This is a genomic window from Telluribacter roseus, from assembly GCF_017355915.2.
Taxonomy (GTDB): domain Bacteria; phylum Bacteroidota; class Bacteroidia; order Cytophagales; family Spirosomataceae; genus Telluribacter.
Genome location: NZ_JAFEUV020000013.1, coordinates 19,569 through 44,439, shown reverse-complemented (window position 1 = coordinate 44,439; position 24,871 = coordinate 19,569). Strand labels below are relative to the sequence as shown.

The 24,871-nt window shown below is 50.9% G+C and carries 22 protein-coding genes; 13 read left to right on the top strand and 9 right to left on the bottom strand.

Translation table 11 applies throughout. The features are described 5' to 3' along the window. Nucleotides 1-75: 75 nt before the first annotated feature. Both JTN23_RS20230 and mutY read right to left on the bottom strand, forming a co-directional pair. Complete coding sequence (locus JTN23_RS20230; protein WP_247236858.1) at nt 76-588, bottom strand: single-stranded DNA-binding protein; 513 nt, start codon at nt 586-588, stop codon at nt 76-78. Nucleotides 589-698: 110 nt separating this feature from the next. Continuing rightward, nucleotides 699-1,790 (bottom strand): A/G-specific adenine glycosylase, encoded by a 1,092-nt coding sequence (gene mutY, locus JTN23_RS20225; protein ID WP_262918586.1) that lies wholly within the window; start codon nt 1,788-1,790, stop codon nt 699-701. Nucleotides 1,791-1,946: 156 nt separating this feature from the next. Here mutY and JTN23_RS20220 point away from each other — a divergent pair, with 156 nt between their 5' ends. From JTN23_RS20220 to JTN23_RS20210, 3 genes are all read left to right on the top strand, one after another. Continuing rightward, complete coding sequence (locus tag JTN23_RS20220; protein WP_247236856.1) at nt 1,947-2,252, top strand: HU family DNA-binding protein; 306 nt, start codon at nt 1,947-1,949, stop codon at nt 2,250-2,252. 39 nt (nt 2,253-2,291) lie between these two features. Continuing rightward, nucleotides 2,292-3,134, top strand: coding sequence for a tetratricopeptide repeat protein (locus JTN23_RS20215; RefSeq protein ID WP_247236855.1), 843 nt, complete (start codon nt 2,292-2,294; stop codon nt 3,132-3,134). 301 nt (nt 3,135-3,435) lie between these two features. After that, nucleotides 3,436-4,998, top strand: coding sequence for an Rne/Rng family ribonuclease (locus JTN23_RS20210; RefSeq protein WP_247236854.1), 1,563 nt, complete (start codon nt 3,436-3,438; stop codon nt 4,996-4,998). A 35-nt stretch (nt 4,999-5,033) separates the two neighbouring features. On the opposite strand, the gene JTN23_RS20205 is transcribed toward JTN23_RS20210, so the two are convergent. The 3 genes from JTN23_RS20205 to JTN23_RS20195 all read right to left on the bottom strand — a co-directional run bounded on the left by JTN23_RS20205 (nt 5,034) and on the right by JTN23_RS20195 (nt 7,981). Beyond that, nucleotides 5,034-5,861, bottom strand: a complete 828-nt coding sequence (locus JTN23_RS20205) for an enoyl-CoA hydratase/isomerase family protein (protein WP_247236853.1) — start codon at nt 5,859-5,861, stop codon at nt 5,034-5,036. 69 nt (nt 5,862-5,930) lie between these two features. Beyond that, complete coding sequence (locus JTN23_RS20200) at nt 5,931-6,779, bottom strand: hydroxymethylglutaryl-CoA lyase (RefSeq protein WP_247236852.1); 849 nt, start codon at nt 6,777-6,779, stop codon at nt 5,931-5,933. A gap of 140 nt (nt 6,780-6,919) precedes the next feature. Next, nucleotides 6,920-7,981 (bottom strand): NAD-dependent epimerase/dehydratase family protein, encoded by a 1,062-nt coding sequence (locus tag JTN23_RS20195; protein WP_247236851.1) that lies wholly within the window; start codon nt 7,979-7,981, stop codon nt 6,920-6,922. 279 nt (nt 7,982-8,260) lie between these two features. Between JTN23_RS20195 and JTN23_RS20190 the strand changes: the two genes are divergently transcribed. Together JTN23_RS20190 and JTN23_RS20185 are read left to right on the top strand one after the other, a co-directional pair. Further along, complete coding sequence (locus tag JTN23_RS20190; protein ID WP_247236850.1) at nt 8,261-8,836, top strand: GNAT family N-acetyltransferase; 576 nt, start codon at nt 8,261-8,263, stop codon at nt 8,834-8,836. A gap of 100 nt (nt 8,837-8,936) precedes the next feature. Next, nucleotides 8,937-9,893: an aldo/keto reductase gene (locus JTN23_RS20185; protein ID WP_247236849.1), complete on the top strand. Its 957-nt coding sequence runs from the start codon at nt 8,937-8,939 to the stop codon at nt 9,891-9,893. A 73-nt stretch (nt 9,894-9,966) separates the two neighbouring features. Here JTN23_RS20185 and JTN23_RS20180 read toward each other — a convergent pair whose 3' ends face one another. The 4 genes from JTN23_RS20180 to JTN23_RS20165 all read right to left on the bottom strand — a co-directional run bounded on the left by JTN23_RS20180 (nt 9,967) and on the right by JTN23_RS20165 (nt 15,298). Next, a complete protein-coding gene (locus JTN23_RS20180) occupies nt 9,967-10,953 on the bottom strand; it encodes an aldo/keto reductase (RefSeq protein ID WP_247236848.1) in 987 nt (328 codons plus the stop codon). 93 nt (nt 10,954-11,046) lie between these two features. Continuing rightward, nucleotides 11,047-11,787, bottom strand: coding sequence for a TVP38/TMEM64 family protein (locus JTN23_RS20175; RefSeq protein ID WP_247236847.1), 741 nt, complete (start codon nt 11,785-11,787; stop codon nt 11,047-11,049). A 142-nt stretch (nt 11,788-11,929) separates the two neighbouring features. Further along, a complete protein-coding gene (locus JTN23_RS20170; protein WP_247236846.1) occupies nt 11,930-13,870 on the bottom strand; it encodes a KUP/HAK/KT family potassium transporter in 1,941 nt (646 codons plus the stop codon). Nucleotides 13,871-13,966: 96 nt separating this feature from the next. Then, entirely contained in the window at nt 13,967-15,298 is a 1,332-nt protein-coding gene (locus JTN23_RS20165; RefSeq protein ID WP_247236845.1) for an Nramp family divalent metal transporter, read from the bottom strand. A 206-nt stretch (nt 15,299-15,504) separates the two neighbouring features. On the opposite strand from JTN23_RS20165, the gene JTN23_RS20160 reads away from it, so the two are divergent. From JTN23_RS20160 to JTN23_RS20125, 8 genes are read left to right on the top strand one after another with little or no spacing between them, the layout of a single operon-like run. Next, nucleotides 15,505-16,167, top strand: coding sequence for a metal-dependent transcriptional regulator (locus tag JTN23_RS20160; protein WP_247236844.1), 663 nt, complete (start codon nt 15,505-15,507; stop codon nt 16,165-16,167). 23 nt (nt 16,168-16,190) lie between these two features. Then, on the top strand, nt 16,191-17,267 hold the full coding sequence (locus tag JTN23_RS20155; RefSeq protein ID WP_247236975.1) for an LptF/LptG family permease: 1,077 nt from the start codon (nt 16,191-16,193) through the stop codon (nt 17,265-17,267). Continuing rightward, a complete protein-coding gene (locus tag JTN23_RS20150) occupies nt 17,264-18,175 on the top strand; it encodes a DMT family transporter (RefSeq protein ID WP_247236843.1) in 912 nt (303 codons plus the stop codon). The genes JTN23_RS20155 and JTN23_RS20150 overlap by 4 nt, the downstream gene beginning before the upstream one ends. Before the next feature lie 36 nt (nt 18,176-18,211). Further along, on the top strand, nt 18,212-19,162 hold the full coding sequence (locus JTN23_RS20145) for a glycosyltransferase family 2 protein (protein WP_247236842.1): 951 nt from the start codon (nt 18,212-18,214) through the stop codon (nt 19,160-19,162). Further along, entirely contained in the window at nt 19,155-20,576 is a 1,422-nt protein-coding gene (locus JTN23_RS20140; protein WP_247236841.1) for a DUF6056 family protein, read from the top strand. Before JTN23_RS20145 ends, JTN23_RS20140 begins: the two co-directional genes overlap by 8 nt. Next, on the top strand, nt 20,573-22,306 hold the full coding sequence (locus JTN23_RS20135) for a hypothetical protein (RefSeq protein ID WP_247236840.1): 1,734 nt from the start codon (nt 20,573-20,575) through the stop codon (nt 22,304-22,306). Before JTN23_RS20140 ends, JTN23_RS20135 begins: the two co-directional genes overlap by 4 nt. Nucleotides 22,307-22,354: 48 nt before the next feature. Beyond that, entirely contained in the window at nt 22,355-23,299 is a 945-nt protein-coding gene (locus JTN23_RS20130) for a glycosyltransferase family 2 protein (RefSeq protein ID WP_247236839.1), read from the top strand. A gap of 4 nt (nt 23,300-23,303) precedes the next feature. Next, the gene (locus JTN23_RS20125; protein WP_247236838.1) at nt 23,304-24,773 is read left to right on the top strand and encodes an MBOAT family O-acyltransferase; all 1,470 of its coding nucleotides are present in this window, start codon (nt 23,304-23,306) and stop codon (nt 24,771-24,773) included. The last annotated feature ends 98 nt before the right edge of the window (nt 24,774-24,871 follow it).

The following is a 24,871-nucleotide window of genomic DNA, read 5'->3' as shown; positions in this document are numbered from 1 at the left end:
ATAAATTTACGAATTCCTGCGTAAAATCAAAGGCCCCACGGGGGTGGGGCCTCGGTATAAGGTAGTTGTATCAGGTCAGAAAGGCAGATCATCTTCGTCAGATCCGGACGCCATCGAGGGAGGTACCGGATCCTGCGGACGGGGAGCAGCCGGAGCACTGGCCGGACGACTGGGGGCCGGAGCTGCATACGAGCTGTTTCCGGAGTCGGAGCTACCCGAGTCAGAGTTTCCGCCACCACCGTTGTTACCACCACCGCCGCCGCCCAGCAGGGTCAGCGTATTAGCACGGATAGTAACACCCGAGCGCTGCTGTCCCTCTTTGTCGGTCCAGTTTTCGGTACGGATACGGCCTTCAATGTACACCGAGTTCCCCTTGCGCAGGTACTTCTCGGCAATCTGGGCCAGCCGGTCCCATAGTTCAATCCGGTGCCACTCGGTCTGCTCCACGCGCTCACCACTCTTGTTGGTGTATGATTCCGATGTAGCTATGTTGAACCGGGCTACCGATGAGCCGCCTTCCAGATAACGAACCTCAGGATCACTACCCAGGTTACCGATCAAAATCACCTTGTTTACACTTCCTGCCATGTTGTTGGTTTCAGCTAAGTTTTATGATTAGATATTGTTCTACAGCTCTTCTCTGTAAAAGAGCAGCGGAGCCTGCCGGGTACATAGTAAGGGCTTACCAGTACTCCGAACTACCTGTTAAAGTTAAAGAAATTTTCGGTCAAATAGGTACTTATTAATACAGGTTTGGGCAACTGTTCTACTTCATCTTCCTCATAGAAAGCCATTTCGTCCGGAAGCAGGATACTCCGCTCCGGCGACATCCGGATGTGCCAGAAGCGGGCATACAGGCGCTGGTGCGAGAGCAGGTGCACGTAGGGCCCGGCGGTACGTACTACTTCGCCCATCTCGAGCCAGTGGGCCAGCACGTGGTCCGACAGCAGATCGTCCAGGTGGGTTGGCTCTCCGGGCGTCTCGATCAGGTAGAAGTCATACATACCCTGCCACACATCCTTAGTGGTACGCTCCCGCAGGGCCAGTTGCCCGTTTTTCTCCACCACAAAGTAGTTGAGGTACCGGTCGCGTACCTTATTCTTTTTGCCCTTGACGGGCAGCCGCGCCTGCGCCCCGTGCTGAAAGGCGTAACACACATCATTGAACGGACACAGCAGGCAGTCGGGCGCCACGGGCTGGCACTGGATGGCGCCAAACTCGATCATGGCCTGATTGAAGGTAGCGGCATCCTCAGGTAGGAGTAGCTGCTGCGCCAGCGCCGAAAACTCCTTCTTGGCCGCGCTGCTGGTAATATCGGTCTCGACTCCGAAGATCCGCGCCAGTACCCGGTATACATTCCCATCCACGGCCGCTACGGCTTCGTTATAGGCAAAGCTGGCAATGGCTGCGGCCGTATAGGCTCCTATTCCTTTCAGCTTGAGCAGCTCCGCGTACGAACCCGGAAACTGCCCCCCCTGCTCCTGCACGATCAGCCGGGCCGTCTGGTGCATGTTGCGGGCCCGCGAGTAGTAGCCCAGTCCCTGCCACAGCCGCAGTACCTCCTTCTCGTCCGCGGCCGCCAGGTCAGGCAAGGTAGGGTACTGCTCCACAAACCGCAGGTAGTAGGGCATTCCCTGCACCACGCGGGTCTGCTGTAGTATGATCTCCGAGAGCCATATCTTATAGGGATCATTCGTACGTCTCCAGGGCAAATCGCGATGGTGACGGTGATACCACTTTATTAGTATAGTACTAAATTCTCTGAATCCGGAGACATCCTTGCTGCTCATTCTCAACTTTTACTTCCTGTTTTTTAGTGATTTATATAAAAAAGGGAAAAGTAACCCTTTTAAGTTTTAGTAAATTTGCGCTACCTTTGTACTCCCAAAAAAATCAAGAGGTAATTTTTTTAAATAAAGTAATACACTTTAAAGTTAGTAAACACAGTGACTAAGGCAGACGTAATCGCTCAAATTTCTGAGAAAACCGGTGTGGACAAGGCTGACGTTCAGCAAACCCTCGAAACATTCTTCACCGTTGTTAAAGATTCACTCGCTGAAGGCGAAAATCTTTATGTGAGAGGATTCGGCAGCTTCATCAACAAGAAGCGCGCCCGCAAAGTAGCCCGCAATATCTCGCAGGGTACTTCCATGATTATCGATGAGCACTTCGTACCAAGCTTCAAACCAGCTAAAGTGTTCGTTGAGCAGGTAAAGACCAGCGAACGGCTGAAAGCTGTCGTTGAAAAGTAATCTGCCTTACCATTGTAAGGGCAATTCAATACGTTAACTATGAAAAGGTCAATCATTCTGGTTTGTGTTTCAGCGGTCGCATTGGTCGGGACTTTGTATAGCCTGCCCAAGGTAGTTGTGAACACCAAAAACCAGAAAGTGAGTACCGAACAAACCGCCGCTCAGGAGCCGGCAAGCGAGGGACATCTGGCCGAAAGCGCCAACAATGACCATTCCAGCCAGGCCTTAACTGCTGAGCAGCAACAAAAAATTGAGACACTCCGGACTGGCTATAACCAGGCTACCGCGGGTGACCGAATAGCGGCCGCCGCCAAGCTTTCAGACGCTTTTGCACAGTATCAGAAGTTTGACAGTGCTGCTTACTATGCCGAACAGGCCGCCTTGCTTAGCCCGACCGTTGAGAGCTGGCTACGCGCAGGTGATCGTTACTATGAGGCGTTTGGATTTGCCGTAGATGAATCGAAGGCAAAGAGGATGGGAGAAAAAACCCGGGAATACTATCAGAAAGCCCTGGATCAAAACCCTGGCCTGCTGGCAGCGAAGGCTAATATGGCCATGACGTATGTCAATTCTGCTTCACCCATGCAGGGCATCATGATGCTAAGGGAGATCCTTGATACCGATCCTACCAATGAGTTAGCGTTGTTCAACCTGGGAATTCTGTCGATGCGCTCCAACCAGTACTCCAAAGCGGTGGAACGTTTTCAGCAGATCATCCTAAATAACCCTTCAAACACCAAGGCGCAGTTTTATCTGGGTGTGAGCCTGGTAGAACTGGGACGTAACGACGAAGCTCGTAAGGTACTAGCCGAAGTAAAAAAGAAGGAAACTGATCCGGTGATCCAGCAAGCCATCGTCGAGCTGGAACAGCGACTAAAGTAATAAGGTACCGCCTGCCGGTACTCACCAGATTGATTAATTTTTATTTTTTAACCTAATAACCGTCAAAAGCTATGCCTTGCGGAAAGAAAAGAAAAAGACACAAGATTGCTACCCATAAGAGAAAGAAGCGTCTAAGAAAGAACAGACACAAGAAGAAGTAATGAATGTGTAAAACCGGATTGGTCAGGCTAAGCCACGGTCCGGTTTTACCTTTATCCAGACCACTTCCTGTTTACACACCTGATCTACCACATCGTGTGTACAATTAATAACTATTTCAGGCCAATTAATTGGTTGTACATTGAGTAACGAATTAATAATAAATTCAACTCAAAAAGGGGAACGTATAGCCCTTTTGCAGAGTAAACGCCTATTAGAATACCACGTTGAAGAACCCGATCAGAGCTTTACTGTAGGAGATATCTATCTCGGTACGGTAAAAAAACTGGTAACGGGGCTGAATGCCGCATTTGTGGATGTGGGATACGAAAAGGATGCCTTCCTGCATTACCTCGATCTGGGGCCTAATATCAATTCCCTTAACAAGTTTACCAAAGACGTCATTGCCAAACGCGTCAACACGGGGAGGTTTAACAACTTCAAAATGGAACCCGAGATTGATAAGCTGGGCAAGATTGACAAAGTACTCTCCAAGAATCAGCCCATACTGGTACAGGTGGTCAAAGAACCTATCTCTACCAAGGGTCCCCGCCTTTCGTGCGACATCTCCATTGCCGGACGCTACATAGTACTGGTACCTTTCTCTAACTCGGTCAACCTCTCCAAGAAGATCACCGACAAGCAGGAACGCACGCGTCTGCAACGACTTATTTCTTCTATCAAGCCCGCCAACTTTGGGGTGATCGTTCGTACGGTAGCCCAGGGTCACGATGTGGAGGAACTTGACAGAGACCTTCAGAACTGCCTTGAAAAGTGGGATAAGGGTATCAAAGCCCTGCGGGACGCCAAGCCCCGCGACCGTATCATCGGCGAGATGAACCGTGCTTCGTCCATTCTGCGTGATATGCTGAATGAGTCATTCGACAGCATCACCGTAGATTCCAAAGATGTATACGAGGATATCAAAAACTATATCCGGTCCATCGCTCCCGAGAAAGAGCATATTGTGAAGCTGCATGCCGGAAAGAACAAGATATTCGAACAGTTCGGACTGGAGAAGCAGATCAAGTCGCTCTTTGGCCGCTCAGTAAGCCTGCCCGGCGGTGGGTACCTCATCATTGAGCATACCGAAGCGCTGCACGTTATTGACGTCAACAGTGGCAATAAGTCCAATACCGAAGAAGACCAGGAGGCAACTGCTCTCAGCGTAAACCTGGAAGCTGCTAAGGAAATTGCCCGTCAGCTCCGTCTGCGCGATATGGGGGGTATTATCGTGGTGGACTTTATTGACATGAAGAAAGCTGAAAACAAGAAGAAGCTTCATGATGTCATGCGGGATGAAATGAGAACCGACCGCTCGAAGTACACCATCCTGCCCCTGTCGAAATTCGGTTTGATGCAGATCACGCGTCAGCGTGTACGCCCCGAGCTCAATATCGTTACCCGCGAAACCTGCCCTACCTGCGGTGGAACAGGTACCATCCAGGCCAGTATACTGGTATCGGACATTATTCTGAACAATCTGGACTACATCCTGACCAAGCAGAACGAACGCGGGATCAGTATATCTCTGCATCCCTTCCTGCACTCGTACTTTACCAAGGGCCTGATGTCACAGCAGGTGAAGTGGTTCTTTAAGTACAAGACATGGGTGAAGCTAATGCCGGATAGCTCGCTTGGGGTAGTGGACTTCAAGTTCCACAACCAGTTCGGGGAAGAGATCGATCTGGCTCAGATCGGCTAAGGCAGCAGGTACCAGCTAGTACTTGTTACATTGTTTCACTTTCCTTTCCAATTGGGCTGTCGCTTTTCCCTAAAGGCGGCAATGCCTTCTTTTGCATCCTCTGACAGCACTACTTTATTCAGTTGTGCTTTCAGAAAGGTATGCTTTTCTTCCTCCGGAACACTAAACAACCGATTGAATGTCTCCATGCCTACTTTGATGGCCAAGGGTGCATTCTGACAGATCTGTCGGGCCAGTTCAGCTACCTCATTCTTTATCTGCGTATTTTCTACCACCTGCGTTACTAAGCCTAGGCTCAAAGCCTCATCAGCCGAGAAGGATTTACCGGTAATACATATCTCAAGTACCTTCCGGGGAGGCATGATTCGCAGCAGCGAGGCCATTACCTGCATCGGCCATATACCCCGCTTTACTTCCGGTAGTCCAAAGGTAGCCTCAGGTACACTCACCACAAAAGTACAGCCGGCAATAATCAGGAAGCCTCCCGCCAATACCGCTCCCTCTACCTGCGCAATACAGGGCTTAGACAGGTCAGCAAATGCATCTCCTAGTGTAATGGGTACATGGGGAGTAGGCAGGCCATCATTAGCCTGGTCTATGGTAGGATCATGAAAGGCATTGAGATCAGCTCCCGCACAGAATACCGGTCCCTCAGCATCCACTACGACACACCACACATCGTCACTATAATGGGCATACGCCAGCGCATAGGTAATCTCCTGAGCCATGGTAGGTGTGAAGGCATTACGCTTCACCGGACGGTTGAGCGTGATCCGGAAGACATGCCCGTCCTGTGTGGCTTTGATGTAGTTGAATGAAATCTGATTGAAAGCCTGAATATCTTCTTTGGTATAAAAGCGCATAAGCAGGTGTTAGGTGTTAGCGTCATCAGATGATAAAGAATTTCGCAGGAAGAAGCTAGCCCATGTAAGCTAAGTACCTACAAGCTTCGAAAATAGGCGCTTTGCCTCAGCCAGGGCCTCATAGTCCAGCGCGATCAGTTCCTGATTTTCCTGTACAAAGTCCAGCAGGTTCTCGGTGGGCATGTTGCCTACGAGTTCGTCCTGAGCCATAGGGCAGCCCCCGTAGCCAAACAAGGCCCCGTCGAACCGGCGGCAGCCTGCCTCATAGGCAGCAGCTACCTTAGCGCGCCACCCAGCGGGAGTGGTGTGAAAATGAGCGCCAAACTCCAGATCAGGACGGGAAGAAATAAGCTGGCTGAAAACTGTTTGAATATCATTCATCGAGGCGACACCCACGGTATCGGCGAGGGAGAAGGTTCGGATGCCCAGAGCAGCAAGCTGCTTTACCCAGTGCAGAGCTATACCGGCATCCCAGGCATCGCCATACGGATTGCCGAAGCCCATGGAGATGTAGATCACCAGCTCCTTGCCATGCTGCCGGCACAGCCTCTGAATTGCCTCTACCCTACCCACCGACTCCTCAATGGTAGCATTGGTATTGCGTAACTGAAATGTCTCGGAAATAGAAAACGGGTACCCCAGATAGGTGATCTGCTCAAACTGACAAGCCTGCTGTGCTCCCCGCTCATTGGCTACTATAGCGAGCAGGCGGGTATTGGTACCTGATAGATCCAGTTGCCTGACTACTACCTCCGTATCACTCACCTGGGGCATAGCTTTGGCTGACACAAAGCTCCCGAAGTCGATGGTATCAAAACCAACCTGAAGCAGGGTATTGAGGTACTGTACCTTCTTATCGGTAGGTATGAATGGCTGGTACCCCTGCCAGGCGTCCCGGGGGCATTCAATAATCTTCATAGCTCATTCGGTAGATGGATAGAATTATATAACCAAAATAGCGGGGCTATGGCCTGCTGAGGCAGCGAAATAAGAACCAAAGGGCAGAGTACCCGAAAAATACGGGTACTCTGCCCTTTAAAGCATATAGTTCCTTTTATCTATTTCAGGATTGGTGCCAGGTCCTTTTCGTTCTCGGCTAGCCAGGCGGCGATATCCTCCACGATCTTACGAATCCCGATTTCGGGCTTCCAGCCGGTCATGGCGGTAACCTTGGAGTTATCAGTCACGTACAGGCGAATATCAGCGGTACGGGTTTCCGCAACGGATTTGATCGGAATGGTTTTACCAGTTACCTCCTGGCAGATCTTGGTCAGCTCCTGCAGAGAAGCGCTGCTTTCCAAGCCACCTCCTGCGTTCAGGATTTCGCCATTTACCTGATCCAGGTTGTGCAGTTGCCAGTCGATGAGGCGGTAGAGGTCATCGATGTGCAGCATGTCGCGGATCTGCTTACCGGTACCACCGTACCCGAAGTAGCCCAGTTGCTGCTCGAAGTAGTGCTTGGCTATCCATAGCACCATCACTCCCTGATCCACCTTACCCATTTGCCAGGGGCCGGTCAGTACTCCGCAGCGGTTAATTACCGTCTTGAGTCCATAAAACTCATTGTACTCCTGAATCAGCAGCTCCGAAGCCAGCTTGGTAGTACCATACAGGGAACGGGCTCCGTCGAGGGGGAAGTTTTCAGCAATTCCTTTGGATGATACACCCGGTACCGGCTGATCGTCGGAAAGCGCAAAGCGCGTTTCTTCCTCCACGAAATTCAGCGTTTCGATGGTCTTGATTGGATATACGCGGCTGGTCGACAGAAATATAAAGTCAGCCTTGTGCTTGAGCGCGTAGTTGAGACAGTTGACCGTACCAAACAGGTTGGTGTTGATCAGGTAGTCGGGAGTACCGTCCAATCCGGCCAATACCGATGGTTCTGCCGATGCTTCAATGACTTTGTCCACAGCGGGCAGGGCATCAAAATCTTCTTTGCTCCGGATATCACCGTGCATAAATTCGACACCAGCCTGCTTGAGGCGGCTCAAATTGAGCTCGGATCCTCTGCGCTTGAGGTTGTCCAGTGCGAATACTTGATAATCAGGATAACTTTTTTTGAGCGAAATTGCCAACGATGACCCCACGAACCCGGCTCCTCCGGTAATGAGTATTTTCATGGATTTTGAGTTGAATGAAAGAATGTCCGAGTCCTATAACTAAACTCCGGTGCTCAAAGTTATCATTTTAGATAAATTGTAAAAATGCCGTTCACCATTTTTAACTATAATACTTTGCTTAAGTTAATCCATAGTCTTTTTGGCAGTAGATTAGCGACCGGCCAACCACTCAGACAGTTACCCTGCTGAACCTACTACCCATGCGGCTCATTTTGGGCAGCCTGGGTAGTTTGAAAACAGACAATATATAATTTTGCCCCCACACCTCTTATTGAATCTATGACAACTCCGCTAGTAGAAACTGAACAATTCTATATAGTACCCCTGACGCAACGACAGCTTAAGATGTACAGTCGTACAGATTTTTCGCTGGAAGAGGACCTGGGGGTAAAGCCCATTCCCCGTACCATACCACCGGCTCTGACCGAAGCCCTGGAAGTTATGCTCCTGCCCACCATTGACGGGCTGTTCAGAATTCCGGTTTTCTTTACCCTCTGGACCATTATACACAAAAAAGAAAACGTGATTGTAGGCGATTTGTGCTTCAAGGGCGAGCCTAACGACGCGGGTGAAATAGAAGTAGGATACGGAACCTACGATACTTTCCAAAACCGGGGCTACATGACCGAAGCACTCAGAGGCGTAATCCAGTGGGCGTTTGACCAGCCACGAGTTGCATGTATTCTGGCCGAAACCGAGCAAGATAATCTGGCCTCCCAGCGCACCCTGCTGAAGCTCAACTTTGAGCAGTATCAGGAAGTAGAGGGCATGCTCTGGTGGCGGCTGAAACGACCCGGTAGTACCGGATCTGCACGCTCTTACCAGAAGAAACGGTCTTTGGACAGAGCAGGATAGTAGCCACCAGGGCTGTATTACTGACCCCGCAAGAGGCTCTGCTTTACCCGACCATCTTAAACTCATCATTCTTACAAACTAATTCTAACCACTACTCCTAATGAAAACATTACAATTCAAGAATGGCGATACCATGCCAGCTATTGGACTGGGTACCTGGAAGTCCAAGGAAGGCGAAGTGTACCGGGCGGTGATGGAAGCCCTGCGGATCGGATATCGTCACATTGATTGTGCGGCTATTTATGGTAATGAAGCGGAAATAGGCCAGGCTTTCAAAGATGCTATGGAGTCAGGCATCGTAAAGCGTGAAGACCTGTGGGTGACCTCCAAGCTATGGAACAACGCTCACCGCCGCGAACAGGTAGTACCTGCCCTGCAGAAAACCCTGCAGGACCTCAGCCTGGATTACCTGGACCTGTACATTATCCACTGGCCGGTAGCCCTGAGGGAGGGGGTGGGATTTCCGAGCAGCGCGGAAGATTTTCTGAGTCTGGATGAAGTACCCCTTTCCGAAACCTGGGAAGGTATGGAGCAGTGTGTGGATCAGGGGCTGGCCCGTCATATAGGCGTGTCTAACTTCAGCATGGAAAAGCTCAGTAACCTACTAGAAACAGCCCGAATCCACCCCGAGATGAACCAGGTGGAGATGCACCCGTACCTGCAGCAGAATGTACTGCTGAACTACTGTAAGAACGTCAATATACATATCACGGCCTACTCGCCCCTTGGCTCCAGCGACCGCCCCGTACACCTGGTCAAATCAGACGACCCCGTGCTGCTACAGGATGCTACCATTGCCTCCATTGCCGAAAAGCACAGCTGCACTCCTGCTCAGGTTCTGCTTAGCTGGGGTGTCATTAGAGGTACTTCGGTAATACCTAAGTCGGTGAGTCCTGAGCGACTGCGTCAGAATCTGGAAGCTGTCGCCGTGGAACTAGACGAGGATGATATGGCACAGATCGCCGAACTGGACCGTCACTTCCGGTATGTCAACGGCAGCACCTGGGCCAGGGAAGGCGCCTACTATACTACTACCGCTCAGCTGTGGGATGAGTAGTTGGCCATCAAAACAATGGGGAGGCTGTTACAACAGCCTCCCCACGCAAGTATGCTTGTGAAATAGAAAAGTACTACCAGAGGTGATGTACCTGGTTTCGGATGCGGCGTTCGTAGATATCCTGCACGGCCGTCAGCTGGGCCGACGATAACATCGGTATCTCCTTCGCATGAAGGTTGGAAATTACCTGAGCCGGACGCGAAGCGCCCGGTATAATGCAGCTGACTTCGTTGAAATCCAGAATCCACCGGAGCGCCACCGGAGCCAGGTTCTCGTAGGCCGGAAATACCTCTTTCAGTTCGCGTACGGCCTCTACGCCCGTCTGATAATCTATACCGGAGAATGTCTCACCCTTATCAAAGGCGTCGCCGTTGCGGTTGAAGTTACGGTGGTCCCCTTTGTCGAAGGTCGACTGCTCATCAAACTTCCCCGTCAGCAAGCCACTGGCCAGAGGTACCCGCACTATAATGCCTACATCCCGGCGGCTGGCCTCTCCGAAGAATAGCTCCGCGGGCCGCTGACGAAACATATTGAATATAATCTGTACTGTCGAGACGTTGGGGTACTCGATGGCCTTCAGCGCCTCTTCTACCTTCTCGACACTAACGCCCATGTGGTCGATCTTTCCTTCGTCTCTGAGGCGGTCAAACATTTCGAATATCTCAGGGCGGTAGTACACCTCCGTGGGTGGACAGTGGAGCTGGATCAGATCCAGCCGCTCCAGGTTCATATTCTTGAGGCTGCTTTCCACAAACTTTCTTAGTGCATCGGGCTTGTACGAGTCATTGACGTGGGGACTCAGTTGCCGGCCGCACTTGGTAGCGACGTAGATCTGCTCCGAGCGGTTACGTACCAGCCTGCCCACCGCCTTTTCGCTCTCGCCCCCTCCGTACACATCGGCCGTGTCTATGAAGTTAATGCCGGCGTCTACCGCCGTATTCAGTATCTCATCTGCTCTTTCGTGGCTAAAATCCTCTCCCCATTTCCCTCCTACCTGCCAGGTACCCAGGCTGATTTCGGACACTCTAAATTCAGTTTTCCCAAGCCTTCTGTACTTCATGTCTAGTTTGGTTTTGTATGTGATAGAATAATTTAGCTACATGATAAAGTGGACGATCAGGGGCTTCTACTATACCCGGTGCCTCCCCGGTACTTACTCCTGCGCCTTACTGCGGGCCTCCGGCCCCCGGGTTTTATCCCACCACACATACCCAAAGAACCCCACGATGCAGACTACACTCGCCCAGATCAGTCCTTGCTTCAGCCGCTGCATGTCTTCTCCCAGATACGCCAGCAGCATGATCAGTGGGCTGATGCCAATGGCTGTCCCCATCATAAACCGCCAGAAGTTCATACGGGTAAGTCCGGCTACGAAGCTGATGGTATCGTTGGAAAGAAAAGGGACCAGCCTGAACACGATGACAGTACCCAGTCCGTAGTTCTCGAGGTAGGATCGCATTTTGTGTTCTGACTTCTCGCCGAGCAGGGCCAGCAGGGTGTGCTCGCTTAGTCCCTTTCCAATAAAATAGGCAACCAGAGAAGCAAACAGGATGCCGAGCAGGGCCAGACCGCTCCCCCACCAGGGACCGTAGGCAATGGTACATACCAGTATCAGCAGCCAGGACGGCAGTACAAAGGCCAGCATCTGGACAATGAACAGAACCAGCAGCAGCATGGGCCCCCAAAAGCCAAACCGGGCGATCCACCGGGCGATGCGGCCTTCATCACTACTGGTCAGTACCTGCCAGGCCTCCCGGCAAAACCGCTGAAAGTCTGGAATAATAAAATAGCAGAGTACCCCTCCGCCTAGTATACATACTGATAGCACCAGAGGCAGGTACTTAGCTATCCAATCAGACAGATAGGAATCATGTTCATAGGTTTCAGCTGCCATTACATTCTTCTGCTTGACTTTATAGAAGTGAAACAATATGTCTACTACCACCGAAGGGGAGCCAGAGTTATGAAATTAGCCATAAAAAAAGCCACCGGCTCTTTCGAACCGATGGCCTGTAAGGCTATGACAGAGCAAATGATTAGCTATATACCCGCTTTAACTTGACGTTCTCGATCGGACGAATCACCAACGGTACCTTTTCTACTTTTACGGAGCTACTTTCCAGCCCAAACCACTTATCCTCAGAAGTAGTGATGCTCTTGATGCCGAAGTAGGCCTTCATAACCAGCCGCTCGAAGAAAGGCAGGTCGTTCTCCACGGAGAGGAAGCGCTCGAGTACTACAAATCGGAAATCACCCGTAATGTTGTGCCGGTTGAGCGACTCGTAGCGGCTGGTGATGTCCACCTCTTTGTTCTTCACCATATCTTCGATTACCCGGCGGAAGAACATGTTGATGCGCTGCTCCACCCGGAAACCTAACCGGAAGGTTACCTTGATCACGTCATCTTCGGCGATCACATTTACCTTATACTCCATGGTATAGGGATCGTCGGTGGTCTCTACGTGGACAAACCAGTAGATATCCGCCCGTTTGGGACGTTTCTGAAAGATGGAGTAGATAATCTTACTTTCGATCTCCGACACCCGTGATGCATTGGACATGAATACCAGGTGCGTCGTATACTTCGGAATGCTGATATCGTTGCTCAGCTCACGCAGCGCCGGCAAGTAGTCGTCCAACTTGACGTATTCGGTAAGTCGTAGCTTAATGTAAAAGGCCCTGAGCCAGACGGTCATGATGATGGCAACAAGGCTGGCTACCAGCAACGATACCCAACCACCATGCATAAACTTAAGCAGGTTGGCCCCCAGGAATGACAGCTCAATCGACAAGTAAAGGACCAGAAACCCGATTACCCACCACATATTTACCCGATGTACGTACAGGTAGTAGGTCATCAGGAAGGTGGTCATGATCATGGTCATATTAACAGCCAGTCCGTAGGCCGCCTCCATATTGGCCGACTCCTTGAAGTAAAGCACCACGCCTACACAGCCGGCCCAGATCAGCCAGTTGATACTGGGCACGTATAGCTGGCCCTTCTCATTGGTAGGATATACCAGTCGAACCTTGGGCCAGAAGTTAAGCCGGATGGCTTCTGATATAAGTGTAAACGAGCCGGTAAGCATGGCCTGGCTGGCAATAATAGCCGCTGAGGTAGCAATGACAATACCCGGCAGTAGCCACCAGCTGGGCATAATTTCGTAGAAAGGCTTGCGACCGTGCAGAAATTCTCCTGCATGTGTTATGAGCCACGCCCCCTGTCCCAGATAGTTGAGCAATAGCGCAATCTTAACGAACAGCCAGGTAGCCCGGATATTGCCCCTGCCGCAGTGCCCCATATCGGAATACAAGGCCTCGGCTCCCGTAGTACACAGAAATACTGAACCCAATAGCCACAATCCGCCGGGATGCTCAGCCAGTAATAAGTAGGCGTAGTACGGGTTAAAAGACTTAAGTACTTCCGGATGACTGATGATCTGGCTGGTACCTAAGACGGCCAGCATCGAAAACCAGACAATCATAATGGGGCCAAAAGCCCTGCCAACCATCTGAGTACCAAAAGCCTGAACCAGAAACAGCAGCGTAATGATACCAATTACAATGGGTATGGTCTCGATAGTCGGATAGAGTATCTCAAGTCCCTCAATAGCTGATGATACCGAAATAGGAGGCGTAATAACACCATCGGCTAATAAAGTACTACCCCCGATTATGGCCGGTACGGTAAGCCACTTGGCGTGTCGCCGAACCAGAGCAAAAAGGGCAAATATACCACCCTCACCACGGTTATCGGCCCTGAGTATCAGGATCACGTACTTAATAGTAGTCTGAAGGGTAAGTGTCCAGATTATACACGACAAAGCTCCGTATACAATCTCGTCAGTGATACCTGACTCACCAATAATAGCCTGCATTACATAAAGGGGAGAGGTCCCGATATCACCATAGATAATACCTAATGCAACTAATGACCCCGCTAATGAAATTCTGTCAGTATGTTTGTGGGTATCCATTTTATATTCTCCCTAAAAAAGCGGCGAAAGTTATGAAACCCCTTGCAAAGATTTTACTCTTAGCGCTTTAATTTTACTGATACACGCAGGAAGGTACTATAACAGGGTATTCAGCAGCAGATATCCGTTCAGTACCATGATGATCAGGGCAATTACCCAGCTCAGAACGGTAAGTCCACGGCTGTTGGCAAAGCGTCCCATCAGGCTCTTGTTGCTGGTAAACATCACCAGCGGCACCACCGCAAAGCTCAGCTGCAGTGACAGGATCACCTGGCTCAGTACCAGCAGCTCCGTAGTACCTTTCTCACCGTACAGGATGGCTACAATCAGGGCCGGCACTATGGCTATAAGGCGCGTAATCAGCCGGCGCAACCAGGGCCTGAGGCGTAGGTTCAGGAAGCCCTCCATCACGATCTGCCCGGCCAGAGTACCCGTCAGGGTAGAGTTCTGACCCGATGCCAGCAGAGCCACCGCAAAGAATATGCTAGCCAGCTTTACACCCAGCAGGGGATCGAGCAGGTGGTAGGCATCGGTAATATCCGCTACACCAAAGTGCCCCTTACCATGAAAAGCCGACGCCGCCAGAATCAGGATAGACGCATTGATAATAAAGGCCAGCGCCAGCGAAACGGTGGAGTCGATGGTGGCAAACCTGATCGCGCTCTTTTTGCTGGCATGGTCCTGCTTATAGGCGCGGGTCTGGATGATACTTGAGTGCAGGTACAGGTTGTGGGGCATCACGGTAGCTCCCAGAATACCTATAGCGATGTACAGCATCGACGGATCGGTCACGATCTGCGACTGGGGTACCAGTCCGCCCAGAATACCGGACACCGAAGGTTGCGAAACGATCAACTCGTACACGAAGCTCACCAGGATGATACCAATGAGCCCACCTACGATGCTCTCCAGTACCCTGAATCCCTTATGCTGAAAATACAGGATCAGCAGCACGTCCAGTCCGGTCAGGACTACACCTACGGGCAGAGGCAGGCCAAAGAGCAGGTTCAGCGCGATGGCCGAGCCGATCACCTCGGCCAGGTCAGTAGCCGCTATAGCTATCTCGCACAGTACCCACAGCCCGAAAGCTACCGGGCGTGAGTAGTAGTCGCGGCAGGCCTGGGCCAGGTCACGCCCGGTGGCGATACCCAGCTTTAATGACAGGTGCTGCAGCAACATTGCAAACAGGTTCGAGATCAGGATCACTGACAGTAACGTATAACCAAACCGCGAGCCTCCCTCTATATCGGTAGCCCAGTTGCCGGGGTCCATATACCCGACCGCTACCATCAATCCAGGGCCTATGAAAGCCCTCATTTTTTTCCAAAAACCAACTCCTTCCGGTACCTCGATGGATGCATGTACTTCAGGCAGCGAAGGAAGCCCCTTCCGGGTTGCCCCCGGGGTCGAGGGCCGTTCTTCGTTCATTAGGGGCATATGTGAGAGTAAGCCATTATCCATAGTCAGTAGCTTTAACTAATTGTCTTAAAATAAGTTTCTACTAAGTCAAAGCAAATATAAAAATAAGTTTAAATACATTTTTAGACAGCCCTAAATTTTTTTAATTATAATAAGTAAATCGTACTTTTGCGTTATTAGGAGTAAGAAATGCCTTGCAACCAGAGTCGGCCAAAATGCAGAATTCATTCACGGAAGAAAATTATCTGAAAATTATCCATAACCTGTCGGGTCGGGACGATCTGGAAGTCAGTACCAATGCACTGGCTGAAAGTACAGCTACCCGGGCGGCTTCGGTTACGGATATGCTTCGCAAACTGGCCGAAAAGGGGCTGATTCACTATAAGAAGTACCAGGGGGTGCGCCTCACGGAGGAAGGCCAGAAGGTAGCTCTGAAGGTGATACGTAAGCACCGGTTGTGGGAGGTTTTTCTGGTGGAGAAACTGGGCTTTGGCTGGGATGAGGTACACGATATAGCCGAAGAGCTGGAGCACATCCCGTCGGATCGGCTGGTCGAACGCCTGGATGCCTACCTGGACCATCCGCAGTTTGACCCGCACGGCGATCCGATCCCCGATGCCAAAGGCAATATGCCTGCACCTGATTACCTGAAACTGTCGGACATTCCGCTGGGTCACAGAGCCCTGATGATGGGGGTACTGGAGCATACACCGGCTTTTCTGCAGCACCTCGACCGCTCCGGACTTACCCTGGGTTGTGAGATAGAAATAAAAGAAGTAAACGAATTTGATAAATCAGCCCAAATCCAGATCAACAGCCAGCGCACTTTGTTTATAAGTCAAGAAGTGTCCAGGAATGTACTTGTACAACGTCTGTAAGGACTGTATCCGCCCCTATGAAACTGAAAATACTGGATCGCTATCTGCTTAAGAACTTCCTGCTGACGTACGTGTTTGTGGCAATGGTGATCGTGCTGATTATCTGTGTGATCGACTACACCGAGAAGATAGATAACTTCATCAACAAGCAGGCTCCCGCGCGAGCTATCATATTTGACTACTACCTCAACCTGATCCCTTACTGGGCCAACTACATCAGTCCGTTGATGGTGTTCATAGCGACGGTATTCTTTACTTCCCGCATCGCCGCCCGCACCGAAATCGTCGCCATGCTGAGTACCGGTATCAGCTTCGGCCGATTGCTGCTGCCGTACTTTATGGGGGCTACGGTGCTGGGGCTCCTGACTTTCTACCTGGTGGGATGGGTACTTCCCAAAGCCAACAAGGTGCGTAATGCGTTTGAGCAGCAGTACGTCAAGGATGAGTTTTTCTACGATGGGCGTAATGTACACATCAAGATCGCCCCCGAAGTATACGCCTACCTCGAAAGCTACAACGTAGCCACCAAAACGGGCAATAAATTTACGCTGGAAACCATCAGGGATAATAAGCTGGTACAGAAGCTGTCGGCTGACCGCATCGAATGGAAGCCCGAGAAAAAGAAGTGGACGATCCATGACTACCGGGTACGGACGCTCGATAGCCTGCAGGAAAACCTGACCTTTGGCACGGAGGTAGACACTACGATCAACCTGAGCCCGAAGGACTTTGAGAGTAACTACAACCTCTTCGAGACCTTCACCCTGCCGGAACTCAATAACTACATCGAGCTGCTGCAGAGCCGGGGAGCCGATGGCGTGGAAGTATACCTGATCGAGAAGTACACCCGCTTTACGCAACCCTTCGCCATCCTGATCCTGACTGCTATCGGTGTGATTGTATCGGCGCGTAAAAGTCGTCGCGGGGTGGGCTGGCAGATTGCAATGGGCTTCCTGCTGGCTTTTATCTATATCCTGTTCTTCCTCTTGTCCAAAGGGGTAGCCGAAGCCGGTAATATCAATACCCTGTTTGCCGTGTGGCTGCCTAACATTGTATTTTCCATCATTGGGGTGGTGCTATTCAAGACCCTGCCCCGATGAGTCAGCCGGCTTCACCTCCCCTGCGGTCGTACCTGCAGTTGCACTTCCTGGTACTTATCTGGGGCTTTACGGCTATTCTGGGGCTGCTTATATCCGTGTCACCCACTGTGCTGGTACTGTATCGTACTGTACTGGCAGCCGTTGGCCTGGCGGCAGTGCTTTTAATAAGAAAAAAGAAATTTCGAATTCCGGCTTCCGATGCCGTGCGTATGCTGCTGGTAGGCTTCCTGCTCTCACTACACTGGATCCTGTTCTTTGCTTCGGCCCGGATAGCCACGGCCTCGGTATGTCTGGCGGGTATGTCTACCGCCTCACTCTGGACGAGCCTGGTTGAGCCGGCCATCAACCGGCAGCGCATCCGTCCGGTAGAAGTGGGCCTGGGACTGGTAGCCGTAGCGGGTCTTTACATCGTATTCCGGTTTGAGTTTGATCATGCGCTGGGGCTGATCCTGGCGCTGGGCTCCGCGTTTTTGGCCTCTCTTTTCACAGTATTTAATAGTCGCCTGGTGCGCCGGCACGATGCCTTCGTCATTACATTTTACGAAATGATTGGGGCTAGTGTATGTTCTTTGGTATTTGTTTTGCTGTTCCACTCAATGGGCTGGAATCAGGGTATCTCATTGTGGCCCAAGGGTACTGACTGGCTATGGATACTGATACTGGCGTGGGTATGTACGGTATACGCCTATTCGATGGGTACACATCTGATGAAACAGTTTTCTGCGTATATGGTTAACCTTACGGTCAACCTCGAACCTGTATACGGGATAGCGCTGGCCTTTTTGGTATTTGGTGAAAAAGAACGTATGACTACTGGTTTTTATGTAGGTACGTTAGTAATATTGCTAGCGGTAATATCCTATCCAGTCTTAATCAAGTGGCAATCTAAGGTACAGAAAAACCGATAAGTTTATATTTTTGCCTCGCACAATCTTAGCATATCTATGAAACCAGCTCACTTGCTGTTAGTGATTCCGTGTTATAACGAAGAAGCCATTTTACATTATACCTATTCTACCCTTAAAACGTACTACGCTGACATCAAACAACGGGGACTTATCACTCCCGGTAGTAAGATATGCTTTGTGAATGACGGAAGCCGGGACCGCACGTGGGAAATCATAGAAGAACTAAGCCTGAAGGACCCGGATATAATCGGGGTGAAGCTCTCGCGTAACTTCGGTCACCAGAGCGCCATCCTGGCTGGTCTGGAGCACCATATAGACCATTTTGACTGCTTCGTGACCATTGATGCGGATCTGCAGGATGATATCAATGCCATTACTTCTATGATAGAGCGCTATCAGGAGGGCTCCATGGTGGTATACGGGGTACGCGATGACCGTAGCTCCGATAGCTGGTTCAAACGCTCAACGGCCGAAGGTTTCTATAAAGTAATGCAGAAAATGGGCGTGCCCGTGGTATTTAACCACGCTGACTTTCGCCTGATGGACCGCCGGATCCTACAGGAGCTGGGCAACTTCCGGGAGGTCAACCTGTTTCTGCGCGGTATCATCCCGATGATTGGTTTCAAGAGCAACAAGGTATTCTACAAGCGTCTTGAGCGTACCGCCGGCGAAACCAAGTATCCCCTGAGCAAGATGCTGCTCTTTGCCTGGAACGGTATTACTTCCTTTACTAACTTCCCCATGCGCCTGGTACTGTACTTTGGCGTACTGAACTTCATGCTGGCCATGGCTATCGTCACGTATATTGTAGTAGCCTTCCTGCTTGGCGAAACCATTCCCGGCTGGACCTCTACCATCCTGCCCATTACATTTTTCAGCGGATTCAATATGATAGCACTTAGCCTTATCGGCGAGTACATAGGTAAGATATACGAAGAAGTAAAAGCCCGCCCACGCTATATTATTGAGAAAGTAGTGAATGAATAACCTATACAAGAAATACCGCATTGCCGGTAACTGGCTGAATATAGTACTGCTGGTTAGCGTGCTGTTGCCCCTGGTCGCACTGTCGCTGTACAATCATCCCTCCCCGGCCGATGACTACTGCTATATCGATACGGTATTTAAGCATGGCTGGGTAGAAGCGATGAACTGGTACTACATCGGCTGGACGGGGCGGTATTTTGGTATCCTGCTCAACCATTCCAATCCACTCCTATTTCATTGGGTGGAAGGCTTCAAGGTACTCCCTATCCTCCTTTTCCTGGGTACGATAGGCTCCCTGTACCTGCTGGCCCGCCAGCTTACCCCTACCCTATCCCGACTGGCTCACGCAGGATTCGCGGGAGTTATTTTCTTTTTGTACATTCTCAATCTGGCCAGCATCGCGGAAGCTTTCTACTGGATGGCGGCTTTTGTTACCTACACCGTACCTAATATCCTGACTGTATGCTGGATCGTGGTGTTACTCCGGTGGTACCGGCTCGAAACCCGGCCTATGCAGATAGCTTCGGGAGTACTATTGGCGTTGATGGTATTTGCGATCATTGGCAGCAGCGAGATCAACCTCCTGGTACTGGTACTGCTCATAGCCGGCTGGTGGGGCTACCGTATCCTTTTCCAGCGCCAGTGGGACGGCCTTATGATAGGTACAGCGGTCATCGCTGCTATTTCCTGCTACCTGTACTTTACCGCTCCCGGCAACCAGGAGCGCATGGGTGGAGATACGCTCAGCGGTAATATTTCCTTTTCGATTATTTCTTCTTTTCAAACCTTACCACGGCTTTTCCTGGACTGGATCAATGTACCGCTGCTGCTGTTTTCGCTGGGCTGGTGCCTGATCCTGACACGAATCAGCCGGCAGGGGCGCACGTACTTCCAGATTCCTCTGTGGTACTCCCTGCTGCTGTGGATCGGTATACTGGCCGCTCAGCTCTTTGCCGCTTTCTATGGCAATGGTAGCCCGGCGCCACGAGTGATCAACTGCGTATACCTGTACTTCCTGCTCGGCTGTTTTTATAACCTAGGCGTTTTGACAGACTACCTCGCCCGTACCTACTCATTCGAAGCGAAGTTACGTTCGGGGGCCTATCTGGCTCTGGTTGTGCTGCTGGGGGTCTCGCTGTTTTTCAAGTTCTATTACAGCACCAATACCCGCGCACTGTATCAGGACTGGCTGAGCGGAAAAGCGGCCGCATTTGACCAGGAAATGTATCATCGTTATGATTTAATCAAGACCTCCCGGGATTCGGTGTTATATCTGCCCCCCATCCATAACCTACCCAATACACTCTTTGTGGAGGACATCAAGAATGATCCGAAACACTGGTGGAACAAGTGTCTGGCCGGTTATTACGGAAAAGAGGTTATCTATCTGGCAGAAGAGAATAAAGCAAAGTGAAAACAAACAATAAGCTACTACTAGGATTTGTTCTGACGTTGCCTGTTCTTTTTTGGGTGTACGTGTTGCTGCGGTATTCAGTCAATGTACCCTGGTTCGACGACTTCGAGCCTTTCCCGGACCTGCTGCACAAATGGATCCTGAGCGACAGCCTCAGTGAGAAGATAACGCTGCTCTTCCACCCCAACAACGAGCACCGGATGGTATTCGGTAAGCTGCTGACGGTCATCTACTACTGGGTTACCGGCACGCTCCACTTTACTTATCTGCACATTGTAGGGGCGCTTTTTACCTTTGGTACCTTTGCCCTGTTCTGGAAGGTTTTCAGAAGTACAGGACTCTCCCTCAAGTACTTTCTCCCGGTTCCGTTTCTGCTGTTTCAGATCCAGTACCACCTTATATTCCTGTGGGCGATCTGTAGCCTGCAGCACCAGCCGGTGGTATTCTTTGTCTGCCTCACAATGTACCTCCTGGTACAGAAGCGGTTCGGCTGGGCTATCCTGGCGGGCTTTTGTGCCAACTTCGCCATGAGCAACGGTATATTTGTGTGGGTGGGTGGTGCTGCCATTCTGCTCCTGTGGTCACAATGGCGTCAGTTAGGTATCTGGATCGTAGCGGGTGGCCTTGCCATATGGCTGTACTTCCAGGGCATGACCACCATGGGTAATGAGGCCAGCATCGAGTACTTCAAAAATCACCCCCACCTGTCATTCCTGGGCTTCTTTGCCTTCCTGGGCGGTCTGTTCGACTTCTTCTTTGAGCGTCCGATCCAGATCCGTACCGCCCTACCCGTTCTGATGGGGCTCCTGACTATGCTATGGGTAGTACCCTGGCTGCTGGGATTAGTCCTCCCCTGGGTACGCCAGACACTCCGCTGGCCGGCCCAGCTGCCCCGGTTCACGGAGCGCATGCAGGCTACTATCACTCATCAGCAGCAGGTTACCTACTTCTCCCTCGGGGTTATGGTATTTATCCTGTCCAATGCCGCTATTATTGGCTTCCTGCGGCCGCGCTTTGGTTTTGAGGTAATGGTGGTGAGTAATTACAAGATCTACCCGGCGGTATTCCTGATCGTGGGGTACCTAGCCTACCTGGGCGCTAACGCGCAGGACATGTGGAGAACCTGGGGCTTCCGGATCACACTGGGGCTTGGGGTATTTATCTGGGCCATGAGCCTGCTGCATTACCTCCCGGCCATTATCGAGCGCCGTAAGTCCTTATTAGTCAATGTATTCAACCAGGAGCACCACTCCTTCGGGCTGGGGCACTTCCCGGGCACCCCTACCGGCGAGTATGTAGAGGCGCTGATGCAGGATGTAACAGCCCGCGGTATCTATGCGTATCCGGACGACTTTAAGCCGTACTACGACCAGATGCGGTCCGTACAAACACCATTACCACCGGCGCTGAGGGTACAGATCCAGACGACTTCTGAAGCCATTCTGGTGCTTGAGCCTGACACTCCTTATAAGGCCGGATTTGATACCGGCTCCTATGCTTTCCTGAGACAGGGTAAAGAGCTATACGTATTCCGTGTAGATCAGAATCTGTACCGGGGGCGTAATATATTCCGCCTTTTTGACAAAGGGCGCGCTTTAATGATTCCCTATTCACTCATCCCCCCCGGAGAGTACGAACTGGGGGTGCTTAGGGTAGGTGACGGACAGGTAGAAAGTGGCATAATCCGCTCCATTACCATCTCCGAAGAACAAGGATTTAAAACAATATAGATTGAAAGATGTATTTTTGCGGGCGTCGGTCTGTTAAACGTAGAAGAATTGGAAACTCCTCAAATATCCATTGTAGCACCATTATATAACGAATCTGAATCGTTTCCTCATTTAGTAGAAAGGCTTAACGCCCTGATGGACAGCTGCCCGCTCTCCGTTGAGGTAGTCCTGATAGATGATGGCAGCCGCGACAATACGGCACTCATGATGCGCCAGGTAGCTCTGTCTGATCCACGCTACCACTGCGTATTCCTTTCCAGAAACCATGGCCACCAGCTGGCTCTTTCGGCCGGTATAGCCCGAGCCCGGGGTAGTGAGGGCCTTTTTATTATTGACGGTGACCTCCAGGACCCGCCCGAACTGCTTCCTGAATTTTATAAGCTCCTGAAGGAGGGCAACGATGTCGTATATGCCGTTCGCCGTAAGCGTAAGGAGAATATGGCCAAACGTACGGGTTACTACCTGTTCTACCGCCTGCTCAAATCTATATCGTACGTCGAGATCCCACTGGATAGTGGCGACTTCTCCCTCATCAGCCGCCGTGTAGCTGATGTACTTATCAAAATGCCCGAAGAAAGCCGCTACCTCCGGGGTATGCGCTCCTGGATCGGGTTCAAACAAGTGGGCTTTGAGTACGAGCGGGATGAGCGCGTAGCGGGTGAATCAAAGTATTCGCTCAAGCAGCTGTTCCGGCTGGCCTACAATGGTATATTCAATTTCAGTGAATTTCCGATCAAATTCATGACCAATACCGGTGCCATAGCTATCGCTATATCACTGGTGTATTTCTTCGTTGTAGTCATCAAGAAGCTGTTCTTTAATCCAGTAATCGAAGGTTTCACCGCTTTGCTTTTTGTAGTCATCCTGTTTAGTGGTGTGCAGTTACTGGCGCTGGGTATTATTGGAGAATATGTACTGAGGATCTTCTTCCAGTCCAAAGGCCGACCGCTCTTTATTGTCAAAGAAGAAATAGTAAACCGCGAGTACGTCTGATCCGATGCTTTTCAATTCTCTCCAGTTCCTGATTTTTTTTATTGTCATTACGCTGGCTTACTATAGCCTGTCGTGGCGTGGCCGTTGGATGTTGCTATTGGCAGCCAGCTGCTACTTTTATATGGTGTTCAAGCCGATCTATATCCTGATCCTGTTTGGCACCATCGTCATTGACTACTACGCGGGAATATGGATTGAAAAGGCACAGGACCAGAAACGGAAGAAAGCCCTGCTGGTGCTGAGCCTCATATCTAATATAGGCATACTGGCCTTCTTTAAGTACTACGACTTCCTGGGCGAAAGCCTTAACGGCATTCTCAATACGGTTGGATTCAGGGCCATAGTACCTCCGCTGGATGGCCTGCTGCCGCACCGCGTAGCCGAATGGATGGTCAACGGGGTGGGTAACATCATTCTGCCGATTGGTCTGTCGTTCCATACGTTCCAGGCCATGAGCTACACCATAGAGGTATATCGGGGCCACCAGCCTGCTGAGCGGCATTTCGGTATCTATTCACTCTATGTCATGTTCTACCCGCAGCTGGTAGCGGGGCCCATTGAGCGTCCGCAGAACATGCTCTTTCAGTACCACTCCTACTTCAAGTATGACTTTGAGAATGTAAAGGCGGGCCTCATGCAGATGGCCTTCGGTATGTTCAAAAAGGTAGTTATAGCGGACCGGCTGGCCCTGATGGTGGACTACGCCTACAATAGTCCGCAGGACCATAATGGGCTTACCCTGCTGGTAGCTACGTTGTTCTTTACCTTCCAGATCTACTGCGACTTTTCGGGCTACTCGGACATTGCCATCGGAGCGGCCCGGGTGATGGGCTTTACCCTCATGGAAAACTTCCACCGCCCCTATGAAGCTACTTCCATATCGGACTTCTGGGGACGCTGGCACATATCGCTCTCTACCTGGTTCCGCGACTACCTGTACATCCCGCTGGGAGGCAACCGGCGCGGCGAAGCCCGGCGTCAGATGAACCTCTTCACGGTGTTCCTGGTCAGTGGCCTGTGGCACGGGGCCAGCTGGAACTACGTGATCTGGGGAAGCTTACACGGACTGTACTCTGTACTGGGTGGTCTGAAGGATAAATGGCTCAGGAAGTCAGGAATCCAGCTACCGAAGAATCCTGCCATCACGGCTGTGAACCTCTTCTTTACCTTTACGCTGGTCATGCTGACATGGGTATTCTTCCGCAATGACAAGGCTCCTGTCAGCCAGGCTTTCCTGATCCTCGAAAAAATACTGACGCTCTCGTGGGATGCTCCTCTGCGTTCGCCCTTCAATAGTGTCGAGATGTGGTTCTGTGCGCTTCTGATCGTATTCCTGCTGGTTAAGGAGCATTACTACCTCTTTATTCCTACGCGCAATACGGTTACGTTCTTCGTTTTGTTTGGGCTTATTGCCTTCCTGTGCTACTTCCTGGGAGTATTTACATCCAATCAGTTTATTTACTTCCAGTTCTGACGGCTGTCATTTTGGCACAATGATAGATCGTGCATGCTTTTTGCACGGTACTTGTTACTATCATTTTACAGACACCAAACCTGAAAGTCTACTGATGG